We start from the raw sequence: 21,063 nt of genomic DNA, 5'->3' as shown, positions 1-21,063 counted from the left end.
AGCGCGAGTGTCGGGATGCCACTCGCGTTATCAAAGGGGCAGGGCTCTGTTGTGGATCACCTGCTTCATGACCAGCGTCGAAGTCAATCGCTGGACGTTGGGCAGCGATGAAAGTCTCTCGTCGTAGAGCTTCTGGAAGGTCGGCAAATCTTGCGTGATCACATGGAGCATGTAGTCCGGCTCTCCAAAGAGGCGCTGCGCATCGATCACCTGCGGTATATCAATGAGGGCTGTTTCAAACGCCTCGACTGCTTGTCTATCGCCTTCCCGAAGTGTGGCAAATACCACCGCTGAAAAATTCAGGCCCAGCGCGGTTGCATCCAATTGCGCTCGATAGCCCAGCAGCACCCCGGATTCCTCCAGGGTGCGTACCCGTCGGTGGCAAGGTGAAAGGCTCAAGCCGACCCGTTCAGCCAGTTCCGTAACGGAGAGTCGACCATCTTTTTGGAGTTCAGAAAGAATCTTCCGATCAATCCGATCCATTTAGAAGAATCTCCTATTGAAAGGGGGCTGGGTAAGGATCTTTGGCAGAAAATTCTAGCAATATTTCATTATTCTTTCTTCGGTAACTGACGGCCGAGACGGCCTTTTTCGTGGGATAGGGCGATGAAGAAAAATGCACTGAACACTTTCAACAGGCAGGTCCAGCCATGACCCTCACCGTGCTCGCTGCTTTCTGGGCGGTGTCGTTTCTTTTCGTGATCACGCCTGGCGCCGACTGGGCTTACGCCATTTCGGCAGGTCTACGGGGGCGGGTTGTGGTTCCCGCAGTGGCCGGGCTTTTGTTGGGGCACGTGCTGGCGACGTTGATTGTGGCCGCTGGCGTCGGAGGGCTGGTGGCGAGCAACCCAGTGGCCATGTCGGTGCTGACCGTTGCGGGCTCCGGCTACCTGCTTTGGTTGGGGATCAACATGCTGCTTCATCCTTCAACAGCGCAGGCTGATGAGTCCCATGAGCCTGTGTCATCGACGCGCTGGACGATCAAGGGGCTGTGCGTCAGTGGCTTGAATCCAAAGGTTTTTCTTCTGTTCCTGGCACTTCTGCCTCAGTTCACCGATGCCACGGCAGTGTGGCCCGTTCCCCTTCAGATTATTGCGTTGGGGTTGGTGCATGCCTTCAGTTGTGGCGTGATCTATCTGCTGGTTGGGTTTGGTTCACAAAAGGTTTTACGTGCACGCCCAGCTTCAGCTCGCCTGGTGAGCCGGATCTCTGGTGCAGCCATGATCGTCATCGCAGTGATTTTGCTTATCGAACAGTCATTCAGTTAACCCATTTTTCACCGAGACGATCTCCATGAACGACCAGCCTTCTCCCTATGACAATGCGGCCTCGGTAGCAAAGAGAGTTCGAATTCCGCACCTGAAACAGATGAAAGTAGAGGGGAAAAAATGGGCGATGCTGACCGCCTATGACATGTATACCGCTGCCCTGTTCGATGAGGCCGGAATCCCCGTGCTGCTGGTGGGCGATTCTGCTGCCAACAATGTGTATGGCCACGAGTCCACACTGTCGGTAACGGTCGATGAGCTGCTTCCCTTGGTCCGCGCCGTCAGCAAGTCGAGCAAGCGATCACTGGTGATTGCCGATCTTCCGTTTGGGTCTTACCAGGCTTGCGCAGAACAGTGTTTCCACACGGCTGTCCGTTTCATGAAAGAGGCGGGTGCGCATGCCGTCAAGATCGAAGGTGGAATCGAGGTTTTGCCTCAGGTTGAAAAACTGGCGAGTTCGGGTATTCCGGTGATGGCTCACATTGGATTCACACCTCAGCTTGAGCATCAGTTGGGTGGGTATCGGGTCCAGGGAAGAGGGGAGGACGCGCAGCGTCTGATCGACACGGCAAAGGCTCTTGAACGCGCAGGCGCTTTCGCCATTCTGATCGAGATGGTGCCCAATGAGGTAGGGGCTGCGATCACCGCCGCTGTATCCATTCCTACAGTGGGGATTGGAGCGGGCAATCAGTGTGATGCACAGGTGCTGGTGTGGCAGGACATGGTTGGGCTACGGACTGGCCGCCTGCCGCGATTTGTCAAGCAGTATGCCGATATGCGCTCTGTGCTCCAGTCGGCAGCGAGAGACTTCGCGAAAGAGGTAGAGCAGGGGACGTTTCCAGGGGCTGATGGCAAACCGAAATGCATGGATCTGTGTGGGTGAGCCAGGTAAAGCCTTTGATTTCAAATTTTGCTGTTTCGCACGCGTCGGTAAGCGTTGTAATTAAACGGCGCTCGATCCGCGCAAGTTCACGTTTGCCTAAGGGCATAGCGGGCTCCTTTGGAGATCAAAAAATGGGAGGCGCTCTGCACCGGGTGTGTAGGGAGACAGTAGCAAAGGGACTCAATGAGAGCCCCTTGCCCTAGAAATCAGACAGGTCGAAACTCGACAGTCAGATGGCTGACTTCGTGAACAGGTTTGAGACGTTCACGAATGCTTTCGGCGTTCGCACTGGCTTCGCCAATGACGCTGACGATAGCCGCATGCGCTTCTGGCCCAACCCGCCAGACATGCAAGTCTGTGATGGTTGCATCGCCTGGCCTCTCAACCAGCTCTCGGATTTCCTCTGCAACGTGCTCATCCGTTTGATCCAGCAGTACACCCGAGGTGACACTCATTAAGCTCCATGCCCAACGCGCGATGACAATGGCACCCACAATGCCCATTACAGGATCCAGCCATACCCATCCGAGGTATCGGCCAGCGAGCAATGCCACAATGGCCAGGACGGAGGTCAGAGCGTCCGCTATGACATGGGCGTAGGCTGATTTCAGGTTGTTATCGTTTCCGTGGTGTCCGTGGCCATGATGATCATGATCGTGCCCATGACTGTGACCATGGCCAAGCAGAAGTGCGCTCACAATGTTGACGATCAAACCGACAATCGCAATGAGCGTAGCAGTTCCGAACTGAACCTCTGTTGGCTGCAAGAGACGCATGACTGACTCTACGCCGATTGCCAGGGACACTATTGCGAGAATGAGCGCCGAAGCGAATCCACCCAGGTCTCCAACCTTTCCCGTACCAAAGCTGTAACGCTTACTGGAGGCGTGGCGCTTTGCGTATCCGTAAGCCGCCGCCGCGATACCCAAAGCGCCGGCATGGGTCGCCATGTGAAAGCCATCGGCAAGTAACGCCATCGAGCCTGTGATATAGCCGGCGGTGATTTCGCCAACCATCATCACCACTGTAAGCGCCACGACCCAAAGGGTGCGTTTGGCATTTTCTTCGTGCGCAGACCCAAGGAATACGTGGTCGTGTACGTGATTAATGTTGATGTTGGTGCTGCTCATGAACTTGTACCTGTTGACTTCACTTGGAATAGCGGCGAATAGCTTCAAGAAGCTCTTCAACACCTTTGTTGCGCTCTTCTTCGCTGAGTGCAGGGTTCGCTACATGCTCTCGGGCGTGATCCTCAATGATTTCCTCCAACAATCCGTTGATAGCTCCACGTGTGGCAGCTACTAGATGCAATGTTTTTGCGCAGTCGAGATCCGATTCCAGCGCACGCTCAACGGCTTGGATTTGTCCGGCGATGCGTTTAACGCGCTTGAGAAGATCGCCTTTATTGGAAGCTATATGACCCACGGGATACCCCCCCTACCTATGCAGATCATATGATAGGCATACCCCCTATACCTATACAAGGGCCGTTTGACGGAGAGATCATCCACAAGTTCTCGACTGGAAAATGAGGCTTCACGGATGAGGGTGGAACGAGGTGGCTGGGAGATGTCCGTTTGGCCGTTTTCTGCCCTGCGTGAAGCATAGGTATCTACACAACTCTGGGGCAGCGCGGCTCTTGTAGCCGCTGCCGAGGTACGAGGCTGCGATCGGCGGCGAAGCCGTCGTAAATTCGTCCACTGCTACGAAATGCGGTACGCCAAAAGATGTGTAGATACCTATGCTGCGTGAAGTGCAGCAACAGATCATGCTTAGATGTTGGGGTGGTAAAAAATGATACTGGTTGCGACGGCCGTTGCAGCAGGAACTTCAGGGTATTGGCCAGGTCAATAGCGGCCCTGTATCGGAAATGCCGAGCAGCGCTGTGGTCTGTTTTACGGCAGTGCCGTCCGAGTTCAGTCGAGTCCGCCCCCTGATGCCAACCAAGAGTTTTCTGCCGGGCCTCATCCTGGTGTTCTGCGCCGTCGCGTCGTTTTGTTCTGTCGCTGCCGAGCGAAGAGCGCCCGCGCAAAGCAACAGCGCATCAACCACCCTGATCGAAACAGCCTCGCGGCAGTATGAAAATGGCCAACTGGACCAGGCCGCTGCCACGCTGGAGCGTGCCCTGCATATCCAGCCGAACAATCCCGCGACGCTGCATTACCTCGGTGTGTTGCGTCTTCAGCAGGGGCAGTACCAGCAGGCTGAAACCTTGGCGGCGCGCTCGAACATGCGGGTTGGTCGCAACATCGAGTTGCGCAACCGCAACTACCAATTGATCCAGGCGGCGCAGCAGGCCCAATCTTCGGGTACCCCACCCAATGCCAAAGAGGACCTGGTCGCAGTACAGAAGGGGCTGGAAGAGGCGACCCAAAGGCGCCGCGAAGCGGAAATGGCGGTTGTTGAGCAATCCACTCCGGACACTGGACGCGACGCTGGCAACTTCGCTAGCGCAGAGCCAGAGCGGGCTTACGCTGAGGTTGAGATTCCCCGTGGCCAAATGCCGCCTCCGGGCAAATGCCGAATTTGGTTTCCTGATCGTCCGCCGGGGCATCAGCCTGCACCCGGCAAATGCAAGAAGCTGCGATATCGGGTTCCCTCAGGGGCCTACCTGGTGCGCGGTTGAGTTTCTGAGTGTCCACTTCTGGCCGATTGCAGCAGCATCAACCCAACGGTTGCCTGCTGTTCGTTTGAACATCAATGTGATTGTTGGCGCCGATACAAAGTGAGACCCAACGCGAGCAGGACAAGCATTCCAGCACAACTGCGGTTGATCCACTGCATGACGCGAGAGGAAAACCGACGCATGGCGAGTCGTCCACCGAAAGCGTAGGCAAGCATCATCACGCAATCGACCAAGGCACTGATTATGGCTAGGAGCCTGTCGGGCTTAGAAAAATCAGGCGACGCTACGTGATTTCTAAGCAAGTCGCAGAAGCTTGATGCCGTAGAAATCACGTAACGCTCAATTTTATGGTTGTTTTTTGCTCATTTTCGGGTTTTGCACGGAAAGTCCGACAGGCTCCTAGAGGCTTGATCGCTGGATAAAAATAGCAGAGCCGCCGACATTGATCGACGACGCTACGCACAGGCTTAGTGACCGGCGCTCTGACCGCCATCGACGTGCAGTATTTCGCCGGTGACAAAACCGGCGGAGTCCAGATAAACGATGGCCTGGACGACGTCGCTCACCTCACCCATGTGCCCGACCGGGTGCAGCCGCCCAAGCGCTTCATGGGTTTCTACGCCGTGCATCGGGGTTTTGATGATGCCGGGGGAAACCGCGTTCACACGGATGCCGCGTTTGGCGTACTCGATGGCCAGGGATTTGGTCGCGGCATTGAGGCCACCTTTGGTCAACGACGCCAGTACCGACGGCACACCTTCGATGGCGTGATCCACCAGGCTGGTGGTGATGTTGACGACATGGCCGCTGCCCTGTTTTTCCATCACGGCGATTGCGAGTTGGGAAATGTAGAAGAAGCCACCGAGGTTTACCGCCAGCGCAGCGGCGTAGTCATCGTGGGTATAGCTGGTGAACGGTTTGGCGACGAAGATCCCGGCGTTGTTGACCAGGGTGTCGATACGGCCAAAGCGTGCCATGCCTTCACGAATCACTCGCTCGGCAGTCGCCGGGTCGGCGATGTCGCCTGCCACGGTGAGAATGTCGGGATCGGTGGACGGTTGGATCGAGCGCGAGGTGGCGACTACCCGGTAATCCAGATCACGGAAGGCCTTGACCACAGCGGCGCCGATACCTTGGGATGCACCAGTGACGACAACGACTTTTTTCGAATTGCTCATGATGAACCTCGTGAAAGATTGAAGAAAGTGATCACTCAGGCTGCGGTTGGGGACTGGGCCATTTGCCTCAACATTTGTTCATAGTACTCGACCGAGGCCAGGTTCTCGATGGCCTGCTCCAGTGCCGTCACGTCCAAGGCGCACCACGGGCACACCACATCGGAGACGAAATCGATGGTGACGGACTGGGTCATGACTGATCCTCCGCGAGTTGTTTTCGGTACGCGGTGGTGGTCATCCCAGCATACCTCCAGTTATCGGTGTCGACTTCTTCGATCACGATGTGGGTCAGGTCCGGGCGTTTGTGGAGGACGCGTTCCAGGGTTTCAGTGATTTCAGCGATCACCTGAGCTTTCTGCTTCGAGGTAACGCCATCGCGGGTAATGCGCATGCTGACAAAAGGCATGACATCTCTCCTGTGGCCCCCCTTCGACATGATGGGTAGGCAAGTGGAGGTCAATGTAGAACGTTGTTTTGGAGGGATAAAGACGGGTGCGAGAACATCATTTGTGATGTGGTGTAATAAGTTTGGGTGGGCATTCAGCATCGATTCGGAGTCGAATGTAACCGTGTATCCGCGACAATCCAGGCACTGCAACCGAGAGACCGTCCCGATGAGCCGCTTCGTCCCCGTTGACCGCGACACTGCGTACCTGCTGCCGCCCTCGGTGGACGAATGGTTGCCGAATGATCACTTGGCGCGGTTCGTGTTCGAAGTCATCGAGCAACTCGATCTGAGCGAGCTGACCCGCCAATACGCCGGCCGGGGGTCGGCCGCGCACCATCCGGCCGTACTACTGGGCCTGCTGATCTACGGCTATGCCAACGGCGTGCACTCCAGCCGTAAGCTTGAGCGAGCGACCTACGACTCGGTGGCGTTTCGCTACGTGGCGGCCAACACTCACCCCGATCACGATACCCTGGCCACGTTCCGTCGGCGCTTCCTGAAGGAGGTCGAATCGCTGTTCGTGCAGGTGCTGATGTTGGCGCGCGAGATGAAGCTGCTCAAGCTCGGCCATATTGCGCTCGACGGCACCAAGATCGATGCCAACGCCAGTAAACACAAGGCCTTGTCCTGGGCACATGCCAACAAGATCGAGGCGCAGTTGCGTCAGGAAGTACAACAGTTGTTGGCACTGGCCGAGGACAGCGACCGTGCCGCCGTGCCCGATGGCATGGATGTACCGGCCGAGATTGCCCGGCGTGAAGATCGACTCAGCGCCATTACCCAGGCCAAGGTCAAGATTGAGCAACGCGCGACTGAGCGGCACGCCGTCGAGCAGCAGGACTTTGAGGCCAAGACGGCCAAACGTCAGGCCCAGCGCAAGGCCGGCAAAAAGCCGCGCGGCAAGGATCCCGAGCCACCCGAGGCGGGCCCCAAAGACAGCGACCAAGTGAATCTGACGGATGAAGAATCCCGCATCATGCCCACCTCCGGCGGTGGCTTCGAGCAGAGCTACAACGCTCAAGCCGGGGTGGACATTGAGACGATGCTGGTGCTCACGCAACATGTAACTCAGGCCTGCAACGACAAACGTGAAGTGGCCCCCACGCTGCAGCGCATTGCTGCCTTGCCCGCAGCGCTGGGTGAGTTGCAAACGCTGATCGCGGACAACGGCTTCTTCAGCCAGGCCAACGTGAGCGCCTGCCACGAAGCAGAGATCGAACCACTGCTGGCGCTCAAGCGCGAGTCACATCACCCGCCAGTGCTGGAGCGCTTTGCAGCCGACTCGCTGCCGCCGCAGACGAACGACCCGGTCGAACAGATGGCCCACCGTCTGAGCACGCAAGGCGGGCGAGCGCTGTACAAGATGCGCAAACAGACGGTCGAGCCAGTGTTCGGCATCATCAAGCGGGTGATGGGTTGGCGTCAGATGAGCATGCGCGGACTGGCTAAGGCCCAAGGCGAATGGAGTCTGGTGACCATGGCCTGGAACATCAAGCGCCTGTATGTGCTGCGCGCAGCGTAAAAGCTAGAAAAGTGCGCCCCGACGACACCTCAAGCAGACGCTCAGGCGCGCTAACACGCCGTTCCAGTGCCGTGCCAACCAATTCAGATGCCTGAAAGGAATGGCGCCGCGTCGAAAAACACCTTGATCCCACCCGGCAGCCTCTTGCGGGGTCAAGTCCGACAGGCTCCTAGGAGCACATATTGCGGGGCGATGGGCTCGGTGGGCCGAACGAACTGCGGTAGAAATGCTGCGAAGAACAGTAAGCCCTTGGGGAACAGAGTGGAAGCATCCATGGGTAAAGGATCCGGTGTTTGTGCTGTTGGGTTGAGGTGCCGCGCATATAGCTATTTGCAAAAGCGAAGGGCAGGATTTTTCACCTGCCTGTACGCTGTTCTTGATCGGCTGCTATTGGTCCAGGCTGTGTGAAAACGCCGCGGAGCAACTGAAACGTTAAAAAACAGACCACATTTCTCGCACCTACGCAAATCCAGCTCTATTCACAAGCGCAGACACGGGCAGATTTTACGTATGCACGCCGAGTTCAAATGGGTGCCAGCGTTTTCACACAGCCTGGGCCGATAGCTGGCGGTTGCAAAGGGCAGCAATCGATCCGAGGCGGATCTTACCTCGCACCGATACGCTGCCCAAAAGCGGCTACGTGTTATCCGCGTTATGACATGCGCGATTCGCGTGTCGCGCTGCTCAAGCTCTCGGCCGTTACACCGATGCGCGAGAACACCAGCCACACAAAAAGCAGCACACTGCAGCCAATGAGGATTGATGCGACGGCAATCAATGGTTCGACTGACGGGAAGCCCTTGAGGCGCAGCGTCAGTGCGCCGAGCATCACCGGGACGCCAACGTTGTACGCCCAGAACTGCGCTGCAGCAGCGCGCCCTTCGGTGATTGACGGGTTCATTGTGCCGATGAGTCCGAACAGTGCCATCGACACCCATCCCAACAAATTGACATGGGCATGTACCGCGAAGAGCGAGTGGTCGCCGGAGGCGCCCATCGCCACACCCAGCAGCACGCCAATGGCAAAGTAGATGGCAGCGAGCCGAAACCAGTTCCGCGAACGGGGATTGTGATTCATGGCATTCACCTCATGCGCCTTGAGGCGCGCTCAGTTGCTAAAAATCCATGTGATGTTGTTGTGCCCGGCGTGGCGGTTGTGCCGTCCGCAGGGCCTGTGGCAGATCCCGTGACATCGTGTTCGATGGCGTCGACCAAGGTGTTCGATTCACCGTCGACAGCGTCCGTGGGCTTGAAATGGAAGCGACGGTCAATCATTCGATCGACCTGCGGTTGCTCTGGGGGGCTCATAATGGGCGACCTCTTGTTGGTTGGTAGCCATGTGTCTATTATGAGACTTAAGTCTCATTACAAGACTGAGTATCATTTATACCATGTCGATCCCGAAGTCAAGCCCGTCGATCCGTGAGGCCGATTCGCAAGGCCGTGCCAATCAGAGGCTCCGAACGCGTCAAGCGCTTATCGATGCCGCCATCGCATTGCGCGACGAAGGCCATAGCCCCACTGTTGCGCAAGTGGCCGAACGCGCAATGGTGTCGCGCGCCACGGCGTATCGTTACTTTCCCTCGCTTGAGGCGTTGATCAGCGAGACTGCAGCCGATCGTGAGATGAGGCCGCTGGAGCACATCTGGCGGCCGGGAGACGATCCGGTAAAGGGCATTGGTCTGGCGGCGAACGCGTTGAACAAACTCTTGATCGACGATGAGATCGGCCTGCACGTGATGGAACGTTCATTCATGACGGTGTGGCTCGAAAGTGAGTCCCACGAGACATGTCTGCGTCCGGGCCGACGCATGAGATACATTGAGCCGATTGTCGACTCGCTGAAGGACGTGCTCTCTCCCCGGGCACGCAAACGACTGAAGCAGGCACTGTCGATAGTCATGGGCACGGAGGCGTTGATTGCAGTGCGCGATATCAGTCGAGCGAGCATCGAAGAATCACTCGACACCGCCGCCTGGGCGGCTCGGGCGCTCGTTCACCAGGCACTGGCGGAGGATGAACAAGCGCGACGAAAGCGCAACACTATGCAGACAAGCTCGCGGTCGTCTCCTCCATCAGACTGAATCGCCTACCTTGCTTCAGGCAGTTATGACGGTCTAGCATCGACCGTCGCAGTGGGTGGTTAGACTTCTGTCTGCTCCGCCATTTCCAGGGCATCATCGACCTCGATTCCCAGATATCTGACGGTACTTTCAAGCTTCGTATGACCAAGCAGGAGTTGGATTGCTCTCAGGTTCTTCGTCCTGCGATAGATCAGCGATGCTTTCGTTCTCCGTAGCGTGTGAGTACCGTACATGGTTGGGTCAAGACCAATGGCGGTCACCCAGGCTTTGACTATTCGAGCGTATTGCCTGGCGGAGAGATGATCTGAGCCGTGCAACCGGGTCGCAAACAAGAAGTCCTCGCTGCGGAGGTGGGCCTGATGCATCCAAGCTTCCAGAACCGTTCGGGTTTGCTCAGTGATTTCAAATTGCACTGGGCGCTGAGTTTTCTGCTGCGTCACGATGGCTCGTGACGACACATGTTCCCCATGGGCTATGTCTCGTACACGTAGCTTGGTTAAGTCACAGGCACGCAGCTTGCTGTCGATAGCCAAGTTGAAGAGAACCAGATCCCGTGGCTTTTCCGCGAGCTGGAGTCTTACCCGGATGGCCCAGATATCTCTGACTCGGAGCGGGGCTTTCTGCCCGACAAGCTTTCCCTTGTTCCAAGGCTGATGGCTGTATGTAGCAATAGTGTTCATGGCTTGTCCTCCACGTTGAGGGAGGACAAGGGTGGATCAGTCACGGTGCGTGGTCGCTATCCGACCCAAAGCTGACGGTGGCGACAGGCACAAATCGGCCAGTTTCTGCCTGTCAGCTTCCGCCCAGACACTTTTCCCGACCGGCAGTTTTCAGCAAAGCAGTCATTCAACTATCGAACTGCTCTCCCGTGATCCAACAGGCCGCGTGATGCCTGTATGCCCTTCTTAAAACGCGAGCGCCAGCATCCCGCCACCCCAGATGAGCAGAGCGACGCCGGTCGCGTAGCAGAGCCAGTGCCCCGCAGGGACAGTCTTTTCGAACAGTACCAACAGCGCGAGGCCAGCGATCCAGTAGAGGTTCATCACGCCTCCGAAAAACATCAACCCCATCAGGAACCAGCAGCAGCCGACGCAGAAAGCGCCGTGCAAAAGACCCGTGCGGAGCGCGCCACGGGCGCCCTGCCGCCAATGGGTACTAAGAAATGCAAGCGGCGATCGGCAGCGACGAAGACAGGCATGCTTGATCGGGGTGAGCTGGTAGATGCCGGCGGCGAGCAGCAGGAAACCGCCGAAGATCGCGTTGGTCGCGACGAGCATCGGTGAAAGGATACCGGTACGCTGGAACCCCCACTGCAGGATCACTGCGGCCAGGCTGAAGCCAGCCCAGGCGGCGAGATAGCCAAACGCGAAAATGCTCGTCGCGACATAGGGATGGCCGGTGTCGCGCTGCTTGCGATTGACCGTCGCAAACAAAAGGATCATCGGCGCCGCGCTAGGCAGCATCATCGCGATCATCATGACCCACCACATGAAGAACATCAGGACTGCGTAGCCGGGCGTCCAGACTGCGAGCGCCACCATCGCCATACCGGCCATGCCCTCCTCGGACACGCCCCCTGCCATCCCGAGCGGCGACATGCGGGTCATCTCGAACGCTGACATGCCCATGCCGGCACCGGCCAGCAGATACGCCCACGACAGCGCGATGACCGCAATAAGCACTGTAATGACAACCACACGATCGCGCCTGATCACTGCCTCAAGTGTGGCGTCGACGGATACTCTCCTCACTGTTCACCCAATCATGTTCGCCCAATTCAGGACATGGCTTTTCTGCGCCACCTCGACACCGGTCCGTTCCGGACGTCACCTACCAAGCCATGCCGTGAGCCTTGATCTTTCGCGGACCAGCCCATCCTGATTGAAGTGGTGAACGCAAAAATGGGCCCATGAATCCTCGAACGCCATCTCCATGTCGCCCGTCACCGAGGTCGTCCCTTGTCCGATCTCTGCGTAGGTAAACTCGAAACTGCCACTAGGGCGCGCCAACGCAATGTGGAACGGTTGACCAGTAAACTCGTTGATGATTGGTCTGCCGCTGCTCCTCATGATGCCTGGTATATCAACTTTTGCGGTTCTGAGTTCCAAGTTCGCCTCGAGATGTATCGGCAGGAACAATGTCTCGCAAGACTCCGAGCATGTGGACGCGAATACGGAGAATAAATTGCTCAATGGTTCGCATGCGCCGCCCGAGGTAATTGTTTCCAGAGCTATCCGTTGAGCTTCATCCGCACGTTCGTCGATAACGATCTGGCGTTTTCCGTTTCCGTCCTTGATCTCGCCAGGCCACTTGTAGAGCGCCGCCCAATTCAGCCCCGCGAGCGGCGTATCGTTGAAATGGCCTTCAACGATGTTGCCGACGAAGGCCGACTGACAATAGCCGTGGGTGCTAGGTATGTTGAACTGGCAACCGCAATTCACAGCGCAATTGCAGTTGTCATAGGTTTCACTCTTGAAAAGCCATTCATCGCTCATGTCGTCGATTCTCCTGACTGGACCGTGATGCTCAGCGTCGATTCGCTGGAGCGATATTCTGATTGATGTGGAAGAGGTTGTCCGGGTCAAGGGTCGCCTTCACTGCCGCGAGCCGCTCGTAGTTGGCGCCATAGTTTGCGGGCGCACGGTGATCGTCGTCGCTGGACATGAAGTTGACATAGCCCCCATCGCCGCCCGAGTGGGGATGAATAGCGGCGTAGTAGTCCTTCACCCACTTGATGTTGGCCTCGTTGTCGGCAGGGTCCGACCAGATTCCCACGATCACCGGGGCAAAGCTCTTGTCCCGATGACCGAACGCTGTCTCGCTGGCGCCGACCCGTTGCGCCGCACCGTTGATCGGATGGAGATGCATGCTCGAGCTGATGTGCGGTGTCTTTTTGCCATGCTCGACGTGAGCAGCGATCGCCGCGTCGGTGAGCTCGGTGATGAAGTCTGCTTTCCAGTAATGCTGCATGCCCTTCGGGACCACGCTGTCGAAGGCGCTTTGCAGGGCCGGGAACGGCATGACGCCGACCTGCTCCGCCTTCACTTCGGCAGCGTCGCGTAGTGGCTTAAGTACTCGCTCAGCCTCCTCGTGTGGACCGTTCCAGCACGTGACCAATACACAGAACAGATCCCCGACCCGGTTCTTGGGGATAAACGGCAGGTCAGGGGCAATCTGCCAGCCGAAAAAGCACCCGAGCTGTTCGGGTGCATTCGCAATGAATTCGCGGTAGCACTGCAGGACCGCCGCGGCATCGTCGAACTCGTAGAACAGCGGGCCGCCCACGATGTCACCGACCTCGTGGAGCTGAAACTCGAAGCTGGTGACGACACCGAAGTTGCCACCGCCGCCGCGCAGGGCCCAGAACAAATCTTCGTTCTGGTAATCGCTCGCGGTGACTTGCCGGCCATCGGCGAGAACGACATCGGCCGCCAACAGGTTGTCGATGGAGAGACCGACGCCGCGGGTCAGGTAGCCGATGCCGCCGCCCAGCGTCAGGCCACCCACCCCGGTCGTCGAGATGATCCCGCCGGGTGCCGCCAGGCCGAACGGGTAGGTCGCATGGTCGACATCACCCCACGTCGCGCCGCCCCCAACCCGGGCGATCTTCTTGACCGGGTCGACCCGCACGTAGTTCATCCTCGACAGGTCGATGACCAGACCGTCGTCCACCGTGCCGAATCCGGGAACGCTGTGGCCCCCACCGCGAATTGCCAAGTCGAGGCTCGTGTCGCGGCCAGCCCTGACCGCGGCCATCACGTCGGCCGAGTCGACGCACTGGATGACGGCGCGTGGTTTGCGGTCGTGCATGGCATTGTAAACAGCACGAGCGTCGTCGTAGTCAGAATCGGACGGGGTGATGACGCGACCCCGTACCGTTTCGCTCAATGCCTTGATTATGTCGCTCATTGGGTGCTCCTCCGCTCCGCTTCACCAAGGATGCGCCAAGGCTGCGCCCTCGGGCGTTCCAAAAGCGTTCCCTCTCAACCGGACTCGCTCAGAAGGACGGTGGCTGCCCGGAACGCCGGGAGATCATGGCCCGACGCAATGGTCTCGAGGAGGTCCCCAAGTTGCTCACGCAGTGTCTCATCGGGAAATCGACTGGCGAAGGAGTGGAGCGCCCGAAGCTCCAGCCAGCCCGCCCCTTGAGCGCTGGCGATCTCAACGGCACTGCGCAAAGAAGCGGCGGCGGCTTCGGTTTCCCCGCTGCGATAAGCCAGCTCACCGTCGACTCGCCACAGCTCGGCCTCGAGATAGCGCTGGTTGCAGCGGTGTGACCACGAGAGCCCCTCGCGTGTGGCGGCTCGTCCCTGGCGGAACTCGCCGACCATGTTGCGAGCCCGGGCGAGGAGAAGGAGTGTGTAGGTCAGATGAAGGGTCTCCCCTTCGGTACGCGAGCGTGCCACCGACCGTACGATCTTCTCGATGCCACCAGCCGATCCCCCGCAGACGTCTAGCCAGCCCCGAAGGGCTTCCAGGACGACCATGAAGTAGCGGTCCGAAAAACGCTTCCATAAAAGGTCGGCGTCCGCGAGGAGCTCGGCGAGGCGCGCGAGATCTTCGGATTCGGCGGCGAGAATCGCCGCGTAAGTGATGACGTACCCCAACGTCATCAGATGATCGAGATCCACGGCGATATCAAGTGCAGATCGAGCTGTCTGACCGGCCCTGCCGGCATCTCCGGCCCACAGCTCGACGAGGGCCAGCCGTACGAGGCAAACCGCCTTCGGGTCCTGGGCGTACAACGCCAGATGCTCGTCGCGATGGGATAGGTCATAGGCTTCGATAGCGCCATCAAGATAGTGACGAGCTCTGGCCAGATCGCCCCGCCAGAACGCGCTGACGCCGAGGAGATATTGGCCCTCTGTCCTGGCGACCGGATCATGACTCTCATGCTCGAGAAGGGCCCGGGCGAGCTCATCGCAATCGTCGAAGCGGCAGCCCTGCAGCCGGGCGAGGCCCAGACCACGGAGGATCGGCGGCTCCACGGGTCTGTGAAGCTTGCGGCAAAGTGAAAGGGCTCGCTCGTAGAGTTGGTGCGCACCCTTGGAGCCGTAACCGTCGAGGGCAACGAGCGGGGATCCGAGGGCGATCCGGATATCGAGTTCGAGTGCATCGCGGTCGGGTGTCGGTGGCAGGTCGGCAAGCAGTGCGAGCGCGCGCCGAAACATGGTGACCGCTTCTTCGAGGGCCGACACGGCCACCGCTCGGCCCCCCGCCACGCGGTAGGCATCGATGGCCGGTTCGACCATGCCGGCCTGGTCGTAGTGTGCGGCCAGCTGCGGGCTGGCCGCGTCGATGTCGCTGTGGCGTTCGACCGCGATCGCCTCGGCGACAGCCCTGTGGAGTTGGCGTCGACGAGCTGGGCTGACCATCTCCAGCGCGACCGCCCGAAGCTTGTCGTGACTGAAATCGTACGTGAGCCCCTGATCGCGGATGATCCGTCGACGCCAGAGTTCGTCGACGTGATCAATGAGTTCGTGCTCATCGATCCCAGTGGCCGAGACCATCAGACCGACTGAGAAGGGCCGACCGATAACGGCCGCCACTTCGGCCAGTCGCCGAGCGCCGTCAGTTAGTTGGCCCAGTCGGGCGCGCAGCACCGCCCGCATCGTCGGTGTGAGCACTGCTTGACTTCCATCAGAGGAAATCCCGGTGCGAAGAGCCTCAATGACAAAGAGTGGATTGCCTTCGGTCTCGCTCCAGAGTCGTGCCGCCAGTTTCGCATCAATCGTGTCCTCAGCGCGTAGCCGAGCAGCGAGCGTCGCAGTGGTGGCTTGGTCGAGCCGGTCGAGTGGCACGGTGGTCACTGCCTGATCGTGGCCCAAGGCGTCGACGAGTTCAACGAGGGGATGATGCTCTGGGATCTCCTCCGAGCGGACGGTGCCGACGATGAGGACAGGTGCGGTCTGTCCGGAGCGGACAACGAAACCGATCAACTCGATGGTCTCGGCGTCACACCACTGGAGATCGTCGATGATCAGCACGCGCGGGCGCTCGCCGGCGACAATGGCTCGGCTCACAGCATCGAACAACCGATGGCGCTGAGCCAAGTCGCCCGGCTGGCTCCGTTCAGACGGCTGGGAAACGTCGCGGAGTTCGGGCAGCAGACGAGCGAGCTCGGCCCTCCAGACCGTGTCGAGCGTGTCGATGTGGCTTCGCAGAGCATCCGATCGAAGTAGGTCGACGACGGGACCCCACGGCAGTCTGCCCGCAGCCTCGTATGCACGAGCCGATGCCACCACATGTCCCTCTGCTCGAACGCGGCGGCCGAGTTCCAGCGCGAGACGCGACTTTCCGATCCCCGGTTCCCCCGTCACCAACAAGAGATGTGCCCGACCCGCCCGCGCGGCGTTCCATGCCTCGTTGAGCTGGTTCCATTCGAGTTCACGGCCGACGAAAGGCGATTCGGCGACGGGTGACAGGTCCTTGCCCTGCACTTCGTCGCGGTTTAGTGTGCCAGCCCGGAGCTGTTGGTACATGGCTCTGATCGCCTCGCCCGGTGCCACCGCGAGGTCACGCTCAAGCGCCTCCGCGTACCGGTGGTAGGCGCGCAGCGCAGCGGCTCTATCGCCAAGCGCGAGATGCGCTTGCATCTGAATTCGAACGGCTGCTTCATCGGTCGGCTCAAGGTCGATGATGCATTGGGTATACCTGAGCGTGGCTTTGTGGTCGCCGCACCCCGCAGCCTCTTCTGTCAGCCGCATGAGGACCGCATACGCCTGCGCTCGAAGTTTCGCTCGCTCGTCCAGGACCCAGTCGTCATAACAAGCTGGAAGGAGATCGCCCGAATAGAGGCGCGCAGCGAGCTCGAAATCACCCGCGGCCATGGCATCCTGGAACCTCAGCACGTCGACTTCGCTCGGCCCAGTCGCAATCCACCGCACAATCTCGTTGTCGATCTCGACGAACTCACCGATGTCGGGAAGGGCATGACGAAAGTCGTGGAGTAGCTTTCTGAGGTTGGTGCGCGCCTGAGGTTCGTCGGAGTCGGGCCAAAGCTCGAACGCGAGTCTTGAGCGGTGCTGCGGGTCTCTGCGCAACACGATCAACGCCAGGAACCGTTGCAAGCGAAGCGAGTTGAAGGCGCGAATACACCGGCCGTCCAGGATTAGCTCGACTGCACCAAGAAGTCGGACCTGTAACCGCGCCGGCGGTTGGCCACCGACCCCGCTCGTGTCGCTCGGCATATGGCTCCTCTGGTTGCGGTCCAGCTCTGAAAGTCCGCTGTCTGCCCCGCCTCTGTCGATAACAAGCCGATCAGCAGCTTGATGAGTGTCGACTCCGAGTTTCCGGGCCGGAACCGCGGGATTGTGTTGTGGTGTTCACATCCCTCCTGGCTCAGTATCATTGTAGGTCCATTCCCGCGACCGTTGCCGGGTCGGGCCAAGGTGTTGCTGCAATGCGCCGAGCCACATCACGAGCGGCTTCATGGACGCTGCGAGCGATTTTGCGGAACGCAGTGTTCGGGCAGCACTTGGCTTTCATCGGGCACGCTACGCAGTCGCTCTGCCTGGATCGGAAGATGATGGTGTTGGCTTTGTCTTAGTGCTCTCGACCTCGGCCGTTTGATGAGCAGGTGTTGGTTCCACATCCACGATGACCCCATGTTCGGTATCGATCAGATAGTTCGTGGAATAGGCGAAGAACGCAGGGCCTCCCGGAGCAGCAGTCCAGCGGGCAAAGCCTTCGCCTTTAACCAGGCCTGCGTCCATGCAGCGACGCAGCACTTCATTGAACAACCAACGAAACAGATCACTGTCTCGAAAACGGCCGTGTCGATTTTTGGAAAACGTCGAGTGATTAGGGACTTCATCTTCAAGGCTCAAGCGGCAGAACCAGCGATAAGCCAAGTTCAAATGGGCCTCCTCGCACAACCGCCGCTCTGAGCGAATGCCGTAGCAATAGCCCACGATCAGCATGCGAATCATCAGTTCAGGATCAAACGACGGACGCCCGATCGGGCTATAAAAATCGGCGAGGTAATGGCGCAGGTCGCTCAGATCGAGACACCGATCAATGCTGCGCAGAAGGTGATTGGCAGGGATGTGATCTTCAAGGTTGAACGAGTAAAACAGTCGCTCCTGCCCACTCGATAACTGTCCCATCATGCTGTGTGATCCCCCTCCGGCCAATGGACAGATTTTGCCCCAGGCCAGGCAGGAGATCTACTTTTTCAACAGAATCGGCCAAAAGCGGCCGGTGGTCGTTGCATTTCTCTCGTCGCCGGCGTGTGGCTAAGCTTAATAAACCGGGGTGAATTGAAACCTGGGTGATAGCGGCCATCAGCGGATCTGGATAGGCATCGAGACGCTGCTCCCAAAGGAGACGACTATGTATGCGGTTATAAGAACCTACTTGGGTACTGGAGCAAAGCAGCTTTTCGAGCTTTTGGAAGAGCGCAAAACCGACGTCGAAGCTACCCTGCGGACAGTGCCTGGCCTCGTAAGCTACACACTGCTGAATACTGGTGATGGTGGTACGTCGGTGACTGTTTGCACGGACAAGGCCGGCAGCGATGCAAGCTTGAAAGTCGCACGTGAGTGGATTCAGAAAAATGCATCAAATATCCACGCGGACCCACCGATCGTAACGGAAGGTCCGGTCATTGTGCAGATCAATTAACGCGCCCTTTTGATTGATCTCACGACACTATCGCTGATGCAGGTTTTGTATGTTTGCTTCGCGCAGATGTGATCGTCCGCAAACCATCAGATGGGTTTGATTGCGGTGGAAGCGAACGACTGCTCTGGGCCCAGGCTGTGTAAAAACATCAGACACCAAGCGGGTGACTAAAAAACGAACAGAAAAACGCGTCGCTACGTAAATTCTAGGTCCGTACACCGCTCGATCTTTTTCAGAATTTAAGCAGGAGCGCGTAGTTCTATTTTTCGCGAGTGTTTTTACACAGCCTGGGTCGATAGCTGCCGGTCATGTAGTGCGACTAACGGCCAAAAAGCTGGCTTGCTCAGCCTAATGTGAACTGCCTGAACAGCATCAACACGAGTACAACCACACATTGTGGCTCCCAGCTCGGTGATGGACTCGTTTTCTGGTGTATCCGCGCACCATACCGTTCTATCCGGTCGCCTTCCCAATAGTACGACCTTGATGAACGCCCAGCCTGCTGGGTAGCCAATGACGCGGATAACAATTTCAAGCAGTACATCCAGCATCGAAGCTCCATGGCATAGTCAATTTCAACATGATTACGATCGTAGTTTGGGGCCTGCCGGAGAAGATGTCCGGACTGGACTCGCTCATCCTGCTGCCCTGCCATACTGTTCAGCATGACCAGTGCAACCTTCCGCTTCTACGAGGAACTCAACGATTTCCTGCCGGCCGAACGGCGGCGGCAGTCCTTCACCTGCGAGTGCGCGCGAGGGGCGACGGTCAAGCACATGATCGAGGCGCTCGGGATACCGCACACCGAGGTCGAGCTGGTGCTGCTCAACGGCGAGTCGGTGGGCTTCGAGCGGTTGATCTTCGACAGTGACCGGCTGGCGGTGTATCCCAAGTTCGAAGCGCTGGACATCAGCCAGCTGCTCAAGGTTCGTGCGCAACCATTACGGGTGCTGCGCTTCGTCGCTGATGCGCACCTTGGCGGGCTGGCCAGCCTGCTGCGCATGAGCGGCTTCGACACCCTCTACGACAATGGCTTCGAGGATGGCGAGATCGCCGAGATCGCTGCGCAGCAAGGACGCATCGTGCTAACCCGCGACCGCGAACTGCTCAAGCGGCGGATCATCAGCCACGGCTGTTACGTGCATGCCCTGAAACCGTCGCTGCAGCTGCGCGAATTGTACGAGCGCCTCGACCTGGCGCGTAGCGCGCGGCCATTCAGCCTGTGCCTTCATTGCAACCTGCCGCTGCACGAGATCAGCCCGGAACTGGCCCTGCCGCAGGTGCCGCCACGCATTGGCGCCCTCTATTCGCACTTCCTGCGCTGCGACGCCTGCCAACGGGTTTACTGGGAGGGTTCGCACTGGCGCGGCATGTGTGCACTGCTGGCACCTCTGCTGGACCGATAGCCGAGCGCATCAGGCCGGCTGCGTTGCCAGGGATAACTGGCTTTGGCATCAGGTAGATAACGACCCAAAGCGGGCACATTGCGTGCCCTTTGATAGCCGCTTCACCTCAAAGAGGCCCAGGCGTCAGACAGACCGTGCTTCAATCACCGCCATTCGGGTAGGAAGCTTTTCCAGTAAAGCGTCCACTGCCACACGTGTTTTCAATGGCAGGTGGGGTGTATGCGGCCACAGGGCGTTAATCGCAAAGGTTACGCCCGAGTGCTCGGGCAGCACTTCTTGCAACTCTCCGCGCAAAAGATGATCGCGAGCCAGCCAGGACGGAAGCCATGCAACGCCCAGGTTGGCGAGCGTGGCATCTGTCACAGCGCGCAGGTCGTCCATCAGCATACGGGCTTTAGGCATGATTTCCTGAACCTGGCCGTCGATGCACAACTGCCAATTGTGCACCCGGCCAAAGCGCATATAAGCCACCGCGTCGTGCTGCCTCAGGTCTTCAATAGTCTTCGGCTCCCCGCATCGCTGCAGGTAGGCTGGCGAAGCACAAAACGCCATTTGGTGCTCACCTAGCCTGCGGGCCACCAGGCCGCTGCTGTCCGGCAATGAGCCGTTGCGGATAGCCAGATCGAATCCTTCTTCGACCAGATCCACCATCCTGTCGCTGAAGGACATCTCCAAGGTCAACCTGGGATGCTCTTGTGCCAACTCGATCAGGATGGGCGCTATGTACAGATGGCCGAACAGTACTGGCATCGAAACTCGCAAGCGACCGCTCACCTGCCATTTGCCGCTTTCCAGCAGCGCCTCTCCAGCCCGGATCTCTTCAAGGCCCCGCAGACAATGCTCATAGAACAAAAAGCCCTCATCAGTAAGGCTTTGGCTGCGTGTCGTACGGTGGAACAGCAACACCTCTAGCCGGTGCTCCAGGCGGGCAATGCTCTTGCCTACTGCAGACCGAGTGACGTGTAACTTGTCAGCCGCCTGAACGAAGCTGCCTGCTTCTACGACTGCCACGAAGACCTCGAT

General features: G+C 58.5%; 19 protein-coding genes and 2 pseudogenes. 7 read left to right on the top strand and 14 right to left on the bottom strand.

Annotation, left to right across the window (positions count from 1 at the left end):
* Positions 1–30 precede the first annotated feature (30 nt).
* Positions 31–483 carry an Lrp/AsnC family transcriptional regulator gene (locus AC3IX4_RS17505; protein ID WP_489256668.1) on the bottom strand — a complete coding sequence of 151 codons (453 nt, stop codon included), beginning with the start codon at positions 481–483 and terminating at the stop codon, positions 31–33.
* 167 nt (positions 484–650) lie between these two features.
* On the opposite strand from AC3IX4_RS17505, the gene AC3IX4_RS17500 reads away from it, so the two are divergent.
* Positions 651–1,268, top strand: a complete 618-nt coding sequence (locus AC3IX4_RS17500) for a LysE family translocator (protein ID WP_489256667.1) — start codon at positions 651–653, stop codon at positions 1,266–1,268.
* Between the two features lie 25 nt (positions 1,269–1,293).
* A complete protein-coding gene (gene panB, locus AC3IX4_RS17495; RefSeq protein ID WP_489256666.1) occupies positions 1,294–2,151 on the top strand; it encodes a 3-methyl-2-oxobutanoate hydroxymethyltransferase in 858 nt (285 codons plus the stop codon).
* Between the two features lie 206 nt (positions 2,152–2,357).
* On the opposite strand, the gene dmeF is transcribed toward panB, so the two are convergent.
* Together dmeF and AC3IX4_RS17485 are read right to left on the bottom strand one after the other, a co-directional pair.
* Positions 2,358–3,281 (bottom strand): CDF family Co(II)/Ni(II) efflux transporter DmeF, encoded by a 924-nt coding sequence (gene dmeF, locus AC3IX4_RS17490; protein WP_489256665.1) that lies wholly within the window; start codon positions 3,279–3,281, stop codon positions 2,358–2,360.
* Positions 3,282–3,300: 19 nt separating this feature from the next.
* Positions 3,301–3,576, bottom strand: a complete 276-nt coding sequence (locus AC3IX4_RS17485) for a metal/formaldehyde-sensitive transcriptional repressor (protein ID WP_489256664.1) — start codon at positions 3,574–3,576, stop codon at positions 3,301–3,303.
* Positions 3,577–4,087: 511 nt separating this feature from the next.
* On the opposite strand from AC3IX4_RS17485, the gene AC3IX4_RS17480 reads away from it, so the two are divergent.
* Positions 4,088–4,777, top strand: coding sequence for a tetratricopeptide repeat protein (locus AC3IX4_RS17480; protein WP_489261314.1), 690 nt, complete (start codon positions 4,088–4,090; stop codon positions 4,775–4,777).
* A 467-nt stretch (positions 4,778–5,244) separates the two neighbouring features.
* Here AC3IX4_RS17480 and AC3IX4_RS17475 read toward each other — a convergent pair whose 3' ends face one another.
* From AC3IX4_RS17475 to AC3IX4_RS17465, 3 genes and pseudogenes are all read right to left on the bottom strand, one after another.
* A complete protein-coding gene (locus tag AC3IX4_RS17475) occupies positions 5,245–5,955 on the bottom strand; it encodes an SDR family NAD(P)-dependent oxidoreductase (RefSeq protein ID WP_489256663.1) in 711 nt (236 codons plus the stop codon).
* A 95-nt stretch (positions 5,956–6,050) separates the two neighbouring features.
* Positions 6,051–6,149, bottom strand: a pseudogene (locus tag AC3IX4_RS17470) (DsbA family oxidoreductase); the annotation flags it as partial.
* A complete protein-coding gene (locus AC3IX4_RS17465) occupies positions 6,146–6,361 on the bottom strand; it encodes a tautomerase family protein (protein WP_489256662.1) in 216 nt (71 codons plus the stop codon). The gene AC3IX4_RS17465 and the pseudogene AC3IX4_RS17470, both read right to left, overlap by 4 nt.
* Positions 6,362–6,569: 208 nt before the next feature.
* On the opposite strand from AC3IX4_RS17465, the gene AC3IX4_RS17460 reads away from it, so the two are divergent.
* Complete coding sequence (locus AC3IX4_RS17460) at positions 6,570–7,925, top strand: IS1182 family transposase (RefSeq protein ID WP_489256661.1); 1,356 nt, start codon at positions 6,570–6,572, stop codon at positions 7,923–7,925.
* Positions 7,926–8,577: 652 nt separating this feature from the next.
* On the opposite strand, the gene AC3IX4_RS17455 is transcribed toward AC3IX4_RS17460, so the two are convergent.
* Positions 8,578–9,003: a hypothetical protein gene (locus AC3IX4_RS17455; RefSeq protein WP_489256660.1), complete on the bottom strand. Its 426-nt coding sequence runs from the start codon at positions 9,001–9,003 to the stop codon at positions 8,578–8,580.
* 313 nt (positions 9,004–9,316) lie between these two features.
* On the opposite strand from AC3IX4_RS17455, the gene AC3IX4_RS17450 reads away from it, so the two are divergent.
* On the top strand, positions 9,317–10,009 hold the full coding sequence (locus tag AC3IX4_RS17450) for a TetR/AcrR family transcriptional regulator (protein ID WP_489256659.1): 693 nt from the start codon (positions 9,317–9,319) through the stop codon (positions 10,007–10,009).
* A 59-nt stretch (positions 10,010–10,068) separates the two neighbouring features.
* Here AC3IX4_RS17450 and AC3IX4_RS17445 read toward each other — a convergent pair whose 3' ends face one another.
* The 6 genes and pseudogenes from AC3IX4_RS17445 to AC3IX4_RS17420 all read right to left on the bottom strand — a co-directional run.
* A complete protein-coding gene (locus tag AC3IX4_RS17445; protein WP_489256658.1) occupies positions 10,069–10,689 on the bottom strand; it encodes a tyrosine-type recombinase/integrase in 621 nt (206 codons plus the stop codon).
* A 225-nt stretch (positions 10,690–10,914) separates the two neighbouring features.
* A complete protein-coding gene (locus AC3IX4_RS17440; RefSeq protein WP_489256657.1) occupies positions 10,915–11,706 on the bottom strand; it encodes a DUF2182 domain-containing protein in 792 nt (263 codons plus the stop codon).
* Positions 11,707–11,835: 129 nt separating this feature from the next.
* Positions 11,836–12,504 carry a DUF1326 domain-containing protein gene (locus AC3IX4_RS17435; RefSeq protein ID WP_489256656.1) on the bottom strand — a complete coding sequence of 223 codons (669 nt, stop codon included), beginning with the start codon at positions 12,502–12,504 and terminating at the stop codon, positions 11,836–11,838.
* Between the two features lie 31 nt (positions 12,505–12,535).
* Complete coding sequence (locus AC3IX4_RS17430) at positions 12,536–13,918, bottom strand: FAD-binding oxidoreductase (RefSeq protein WP_489256655.1); 1,383 nt, start codon at positions 13,916–13,918, stop codon at positions 12,536–12,538.
* A gap of 74 nt (positions 13,919–13,992) precedes the next feature.
* Positions 13,993–17,199 carry an ATP-binding protein gene (locus AC3IX4_RS17425; protein ID WP_489256654.1) on the bottom strand — a complete coding sequence of 1,069 codons (3,207 nt, stop codon included), beginning with the start codon at positions 17,197–17,199 and terminating at the stop codon, positions 13,993–13,995.
* 202 nt (positions 17,200–17,401) lie between these two features.
* A pseudogene (locus tag AC3IX4_RS17420) lies at positions 17,402–18,120 on the bottom strand (transposase); the annotation flags it as partial.
* A gap of 223 nt (positions 18,121–18,343) precedes the next feature.
* On the opposite strand from AC3IX4_RS17420, the gene AC3IX4_RS17415 reads away from it, so the two are divergent.
* Both AC3IX4_RS17415 and AC3IX4_RS17410 read left to right on the top strand, forming a co-directional pair.
* The gene (locus AC3IX4_RS17415) at positions 18,344–18,634 is read left to right on the top strand and encodes a hypothetical protein (protein WP_489256653.1); all 291 of its coding nucleotides are present in this window, start codon (positions 18,344–18,346) and stop codon (positions 18,632–18,634) included.
* Positions 18,635–19,299: 665 nt separating this feature from the next.
* On the top strand, positions 19,300–20,040 hold the full coding sequence (locus tag AC3IX4_RS17410; protein WP_489256652.1) for a Mut7-C RNAse domain-containing protein: 741 nt from the start codon (positions 19,300–19,302) through the stop codon (positions 20,038–20,040).
* 123 nt (positions 20,041–20,163) lie between these two features.
* Here the strand turns inward: AC3IX4_RS17410 and AC3IX4_RS17405 are convergent, their stop codons facing one another.
* A complete protein-coding gene (locus AC3IX4_RS17405; RefSeq protein WP_489256651.1) occupies positions 20,164–21,051 on the bottom strand; it encodes a LysR family transcriptional regulator in 888 nt (295 codons plus the stop codon).
* Positions 21,052–21,063: the final 12 nt, after the last annotated feature.

The organism is Pseudomonas sp. KH_021 (genome assembly GCF_057838865.1).
This window is presented reverse-complemented; position numbering and strand designations above follow the sequence as displayed.

Coding starts and splice junctions, on each gene's coding strand:
- AC3IX4_RS17505 (WP_489256668.1), bottom strand. CDS start 483: ATGGATCGGATTGATCGGAAGATTCTTTCTGAACTCCAAAAAGATGGT.
- AC3IX4_RS17500 (WP_489256667.1), top strand. CDS start 651: ATGACCCTCACCGTGCTCGCTGCTTTCTGGGCGGTGTCGTTTCTTTTC.
- panB (WP_489256666.1), top strand. CDS start 1,294: ATGAACGACCAGCCTTCTCCCTATGACAATGCGGCCTCGGTAGCAAAG.
- dmeF (WP_489256665.1), bottom strand. CDS start 3,281: ATGAGCAGCACCAACATCAACATTAATCACGTACACGACCACGTATTC.
- AC3IX4_RS17480 (WP_489261314.1), top strand. CDS start 4,088: ATGCCAACCAAGAGTTTTCTGCCGGGCCTCATCCTGGTGTTCTGCGCC.
- AC3IX4_RS17475 (WP_489256663.1), bottom strand. CDS start 5,955: ATGAGCAATTCGAAAAAAGTCGTTGTCGTCACTGGTGCATCCCAAGGT.
- AC3IX4_RS17465 (WP_489256662.1), bottom strand. CDS start 6,361: ATGCCTTTTGTCAGCATGCGCATTACCCGCGATGGCGTTACCTCGAAG.
- AC3IX4_RS17460 (WP_489256661.1), top strand. CDS start 6,570: ATGAGCCGCTTCGTCCCCGTTGACCGCGACACTGCGTACCTGCTGCCG.
- AC3IX4_RS17455 (WP_489256660.1), bottom strand. CDS start 9,003: ATGAATCACAATCCCCGTTCGCGGAACTGGTTTCGGCTCGCTGCCATC.
- AC3IX4_RS17450 (WP_489256659.1), top strand. CDS start 9,317: ATGTCGATCCCGAAGTCAAGCCCGTCGATCCGTGAGGCCGATTCGCAA.
- AC3IX4_RS17445 (WP_489256658.1), bottom strand. CDS start 10,689: ATGAACACTATTGCTACATACAGCCATCAGCCTTGGAACAAGGGAAAG.
- AC3IX4_RS17435 (WP_489256656.1), bottom strand. CDS start 12,504: ATGAGCGATGAATGGCTTTTCAAGAGTGAAACCTATGACAACTGCAAT.
- AC3IX4_RS17430 (WP_489256655.1), bottom strand. CDS start 13,918: ATGAGCGACATAATCAAGGCATTGAGCGAAACGGTACGGGGTCGCGTC.
- AC3IX4_RS17425 (WP_489256654.1), bottom strand. CDS start 17,199: ATGCCGAGCGACACGAGCGGGGTCGGTGGCCAACCGCCGGCGCGGTTA.
- AC3IX4_RS17415 (WP_489256653.1), top strand. CDS start 18,344: ATGTATGCGGTTATAAGAACCTACTTGGGTACTGGAGCAAAGCAGCTT.
- AC3IX4_RS17410 (WP_489256652.1), top strand. CDS start 19,300: ATGACCAGTGCAACCTTCCGCTTCTACGAGGAACTCAACGATTTCCTG.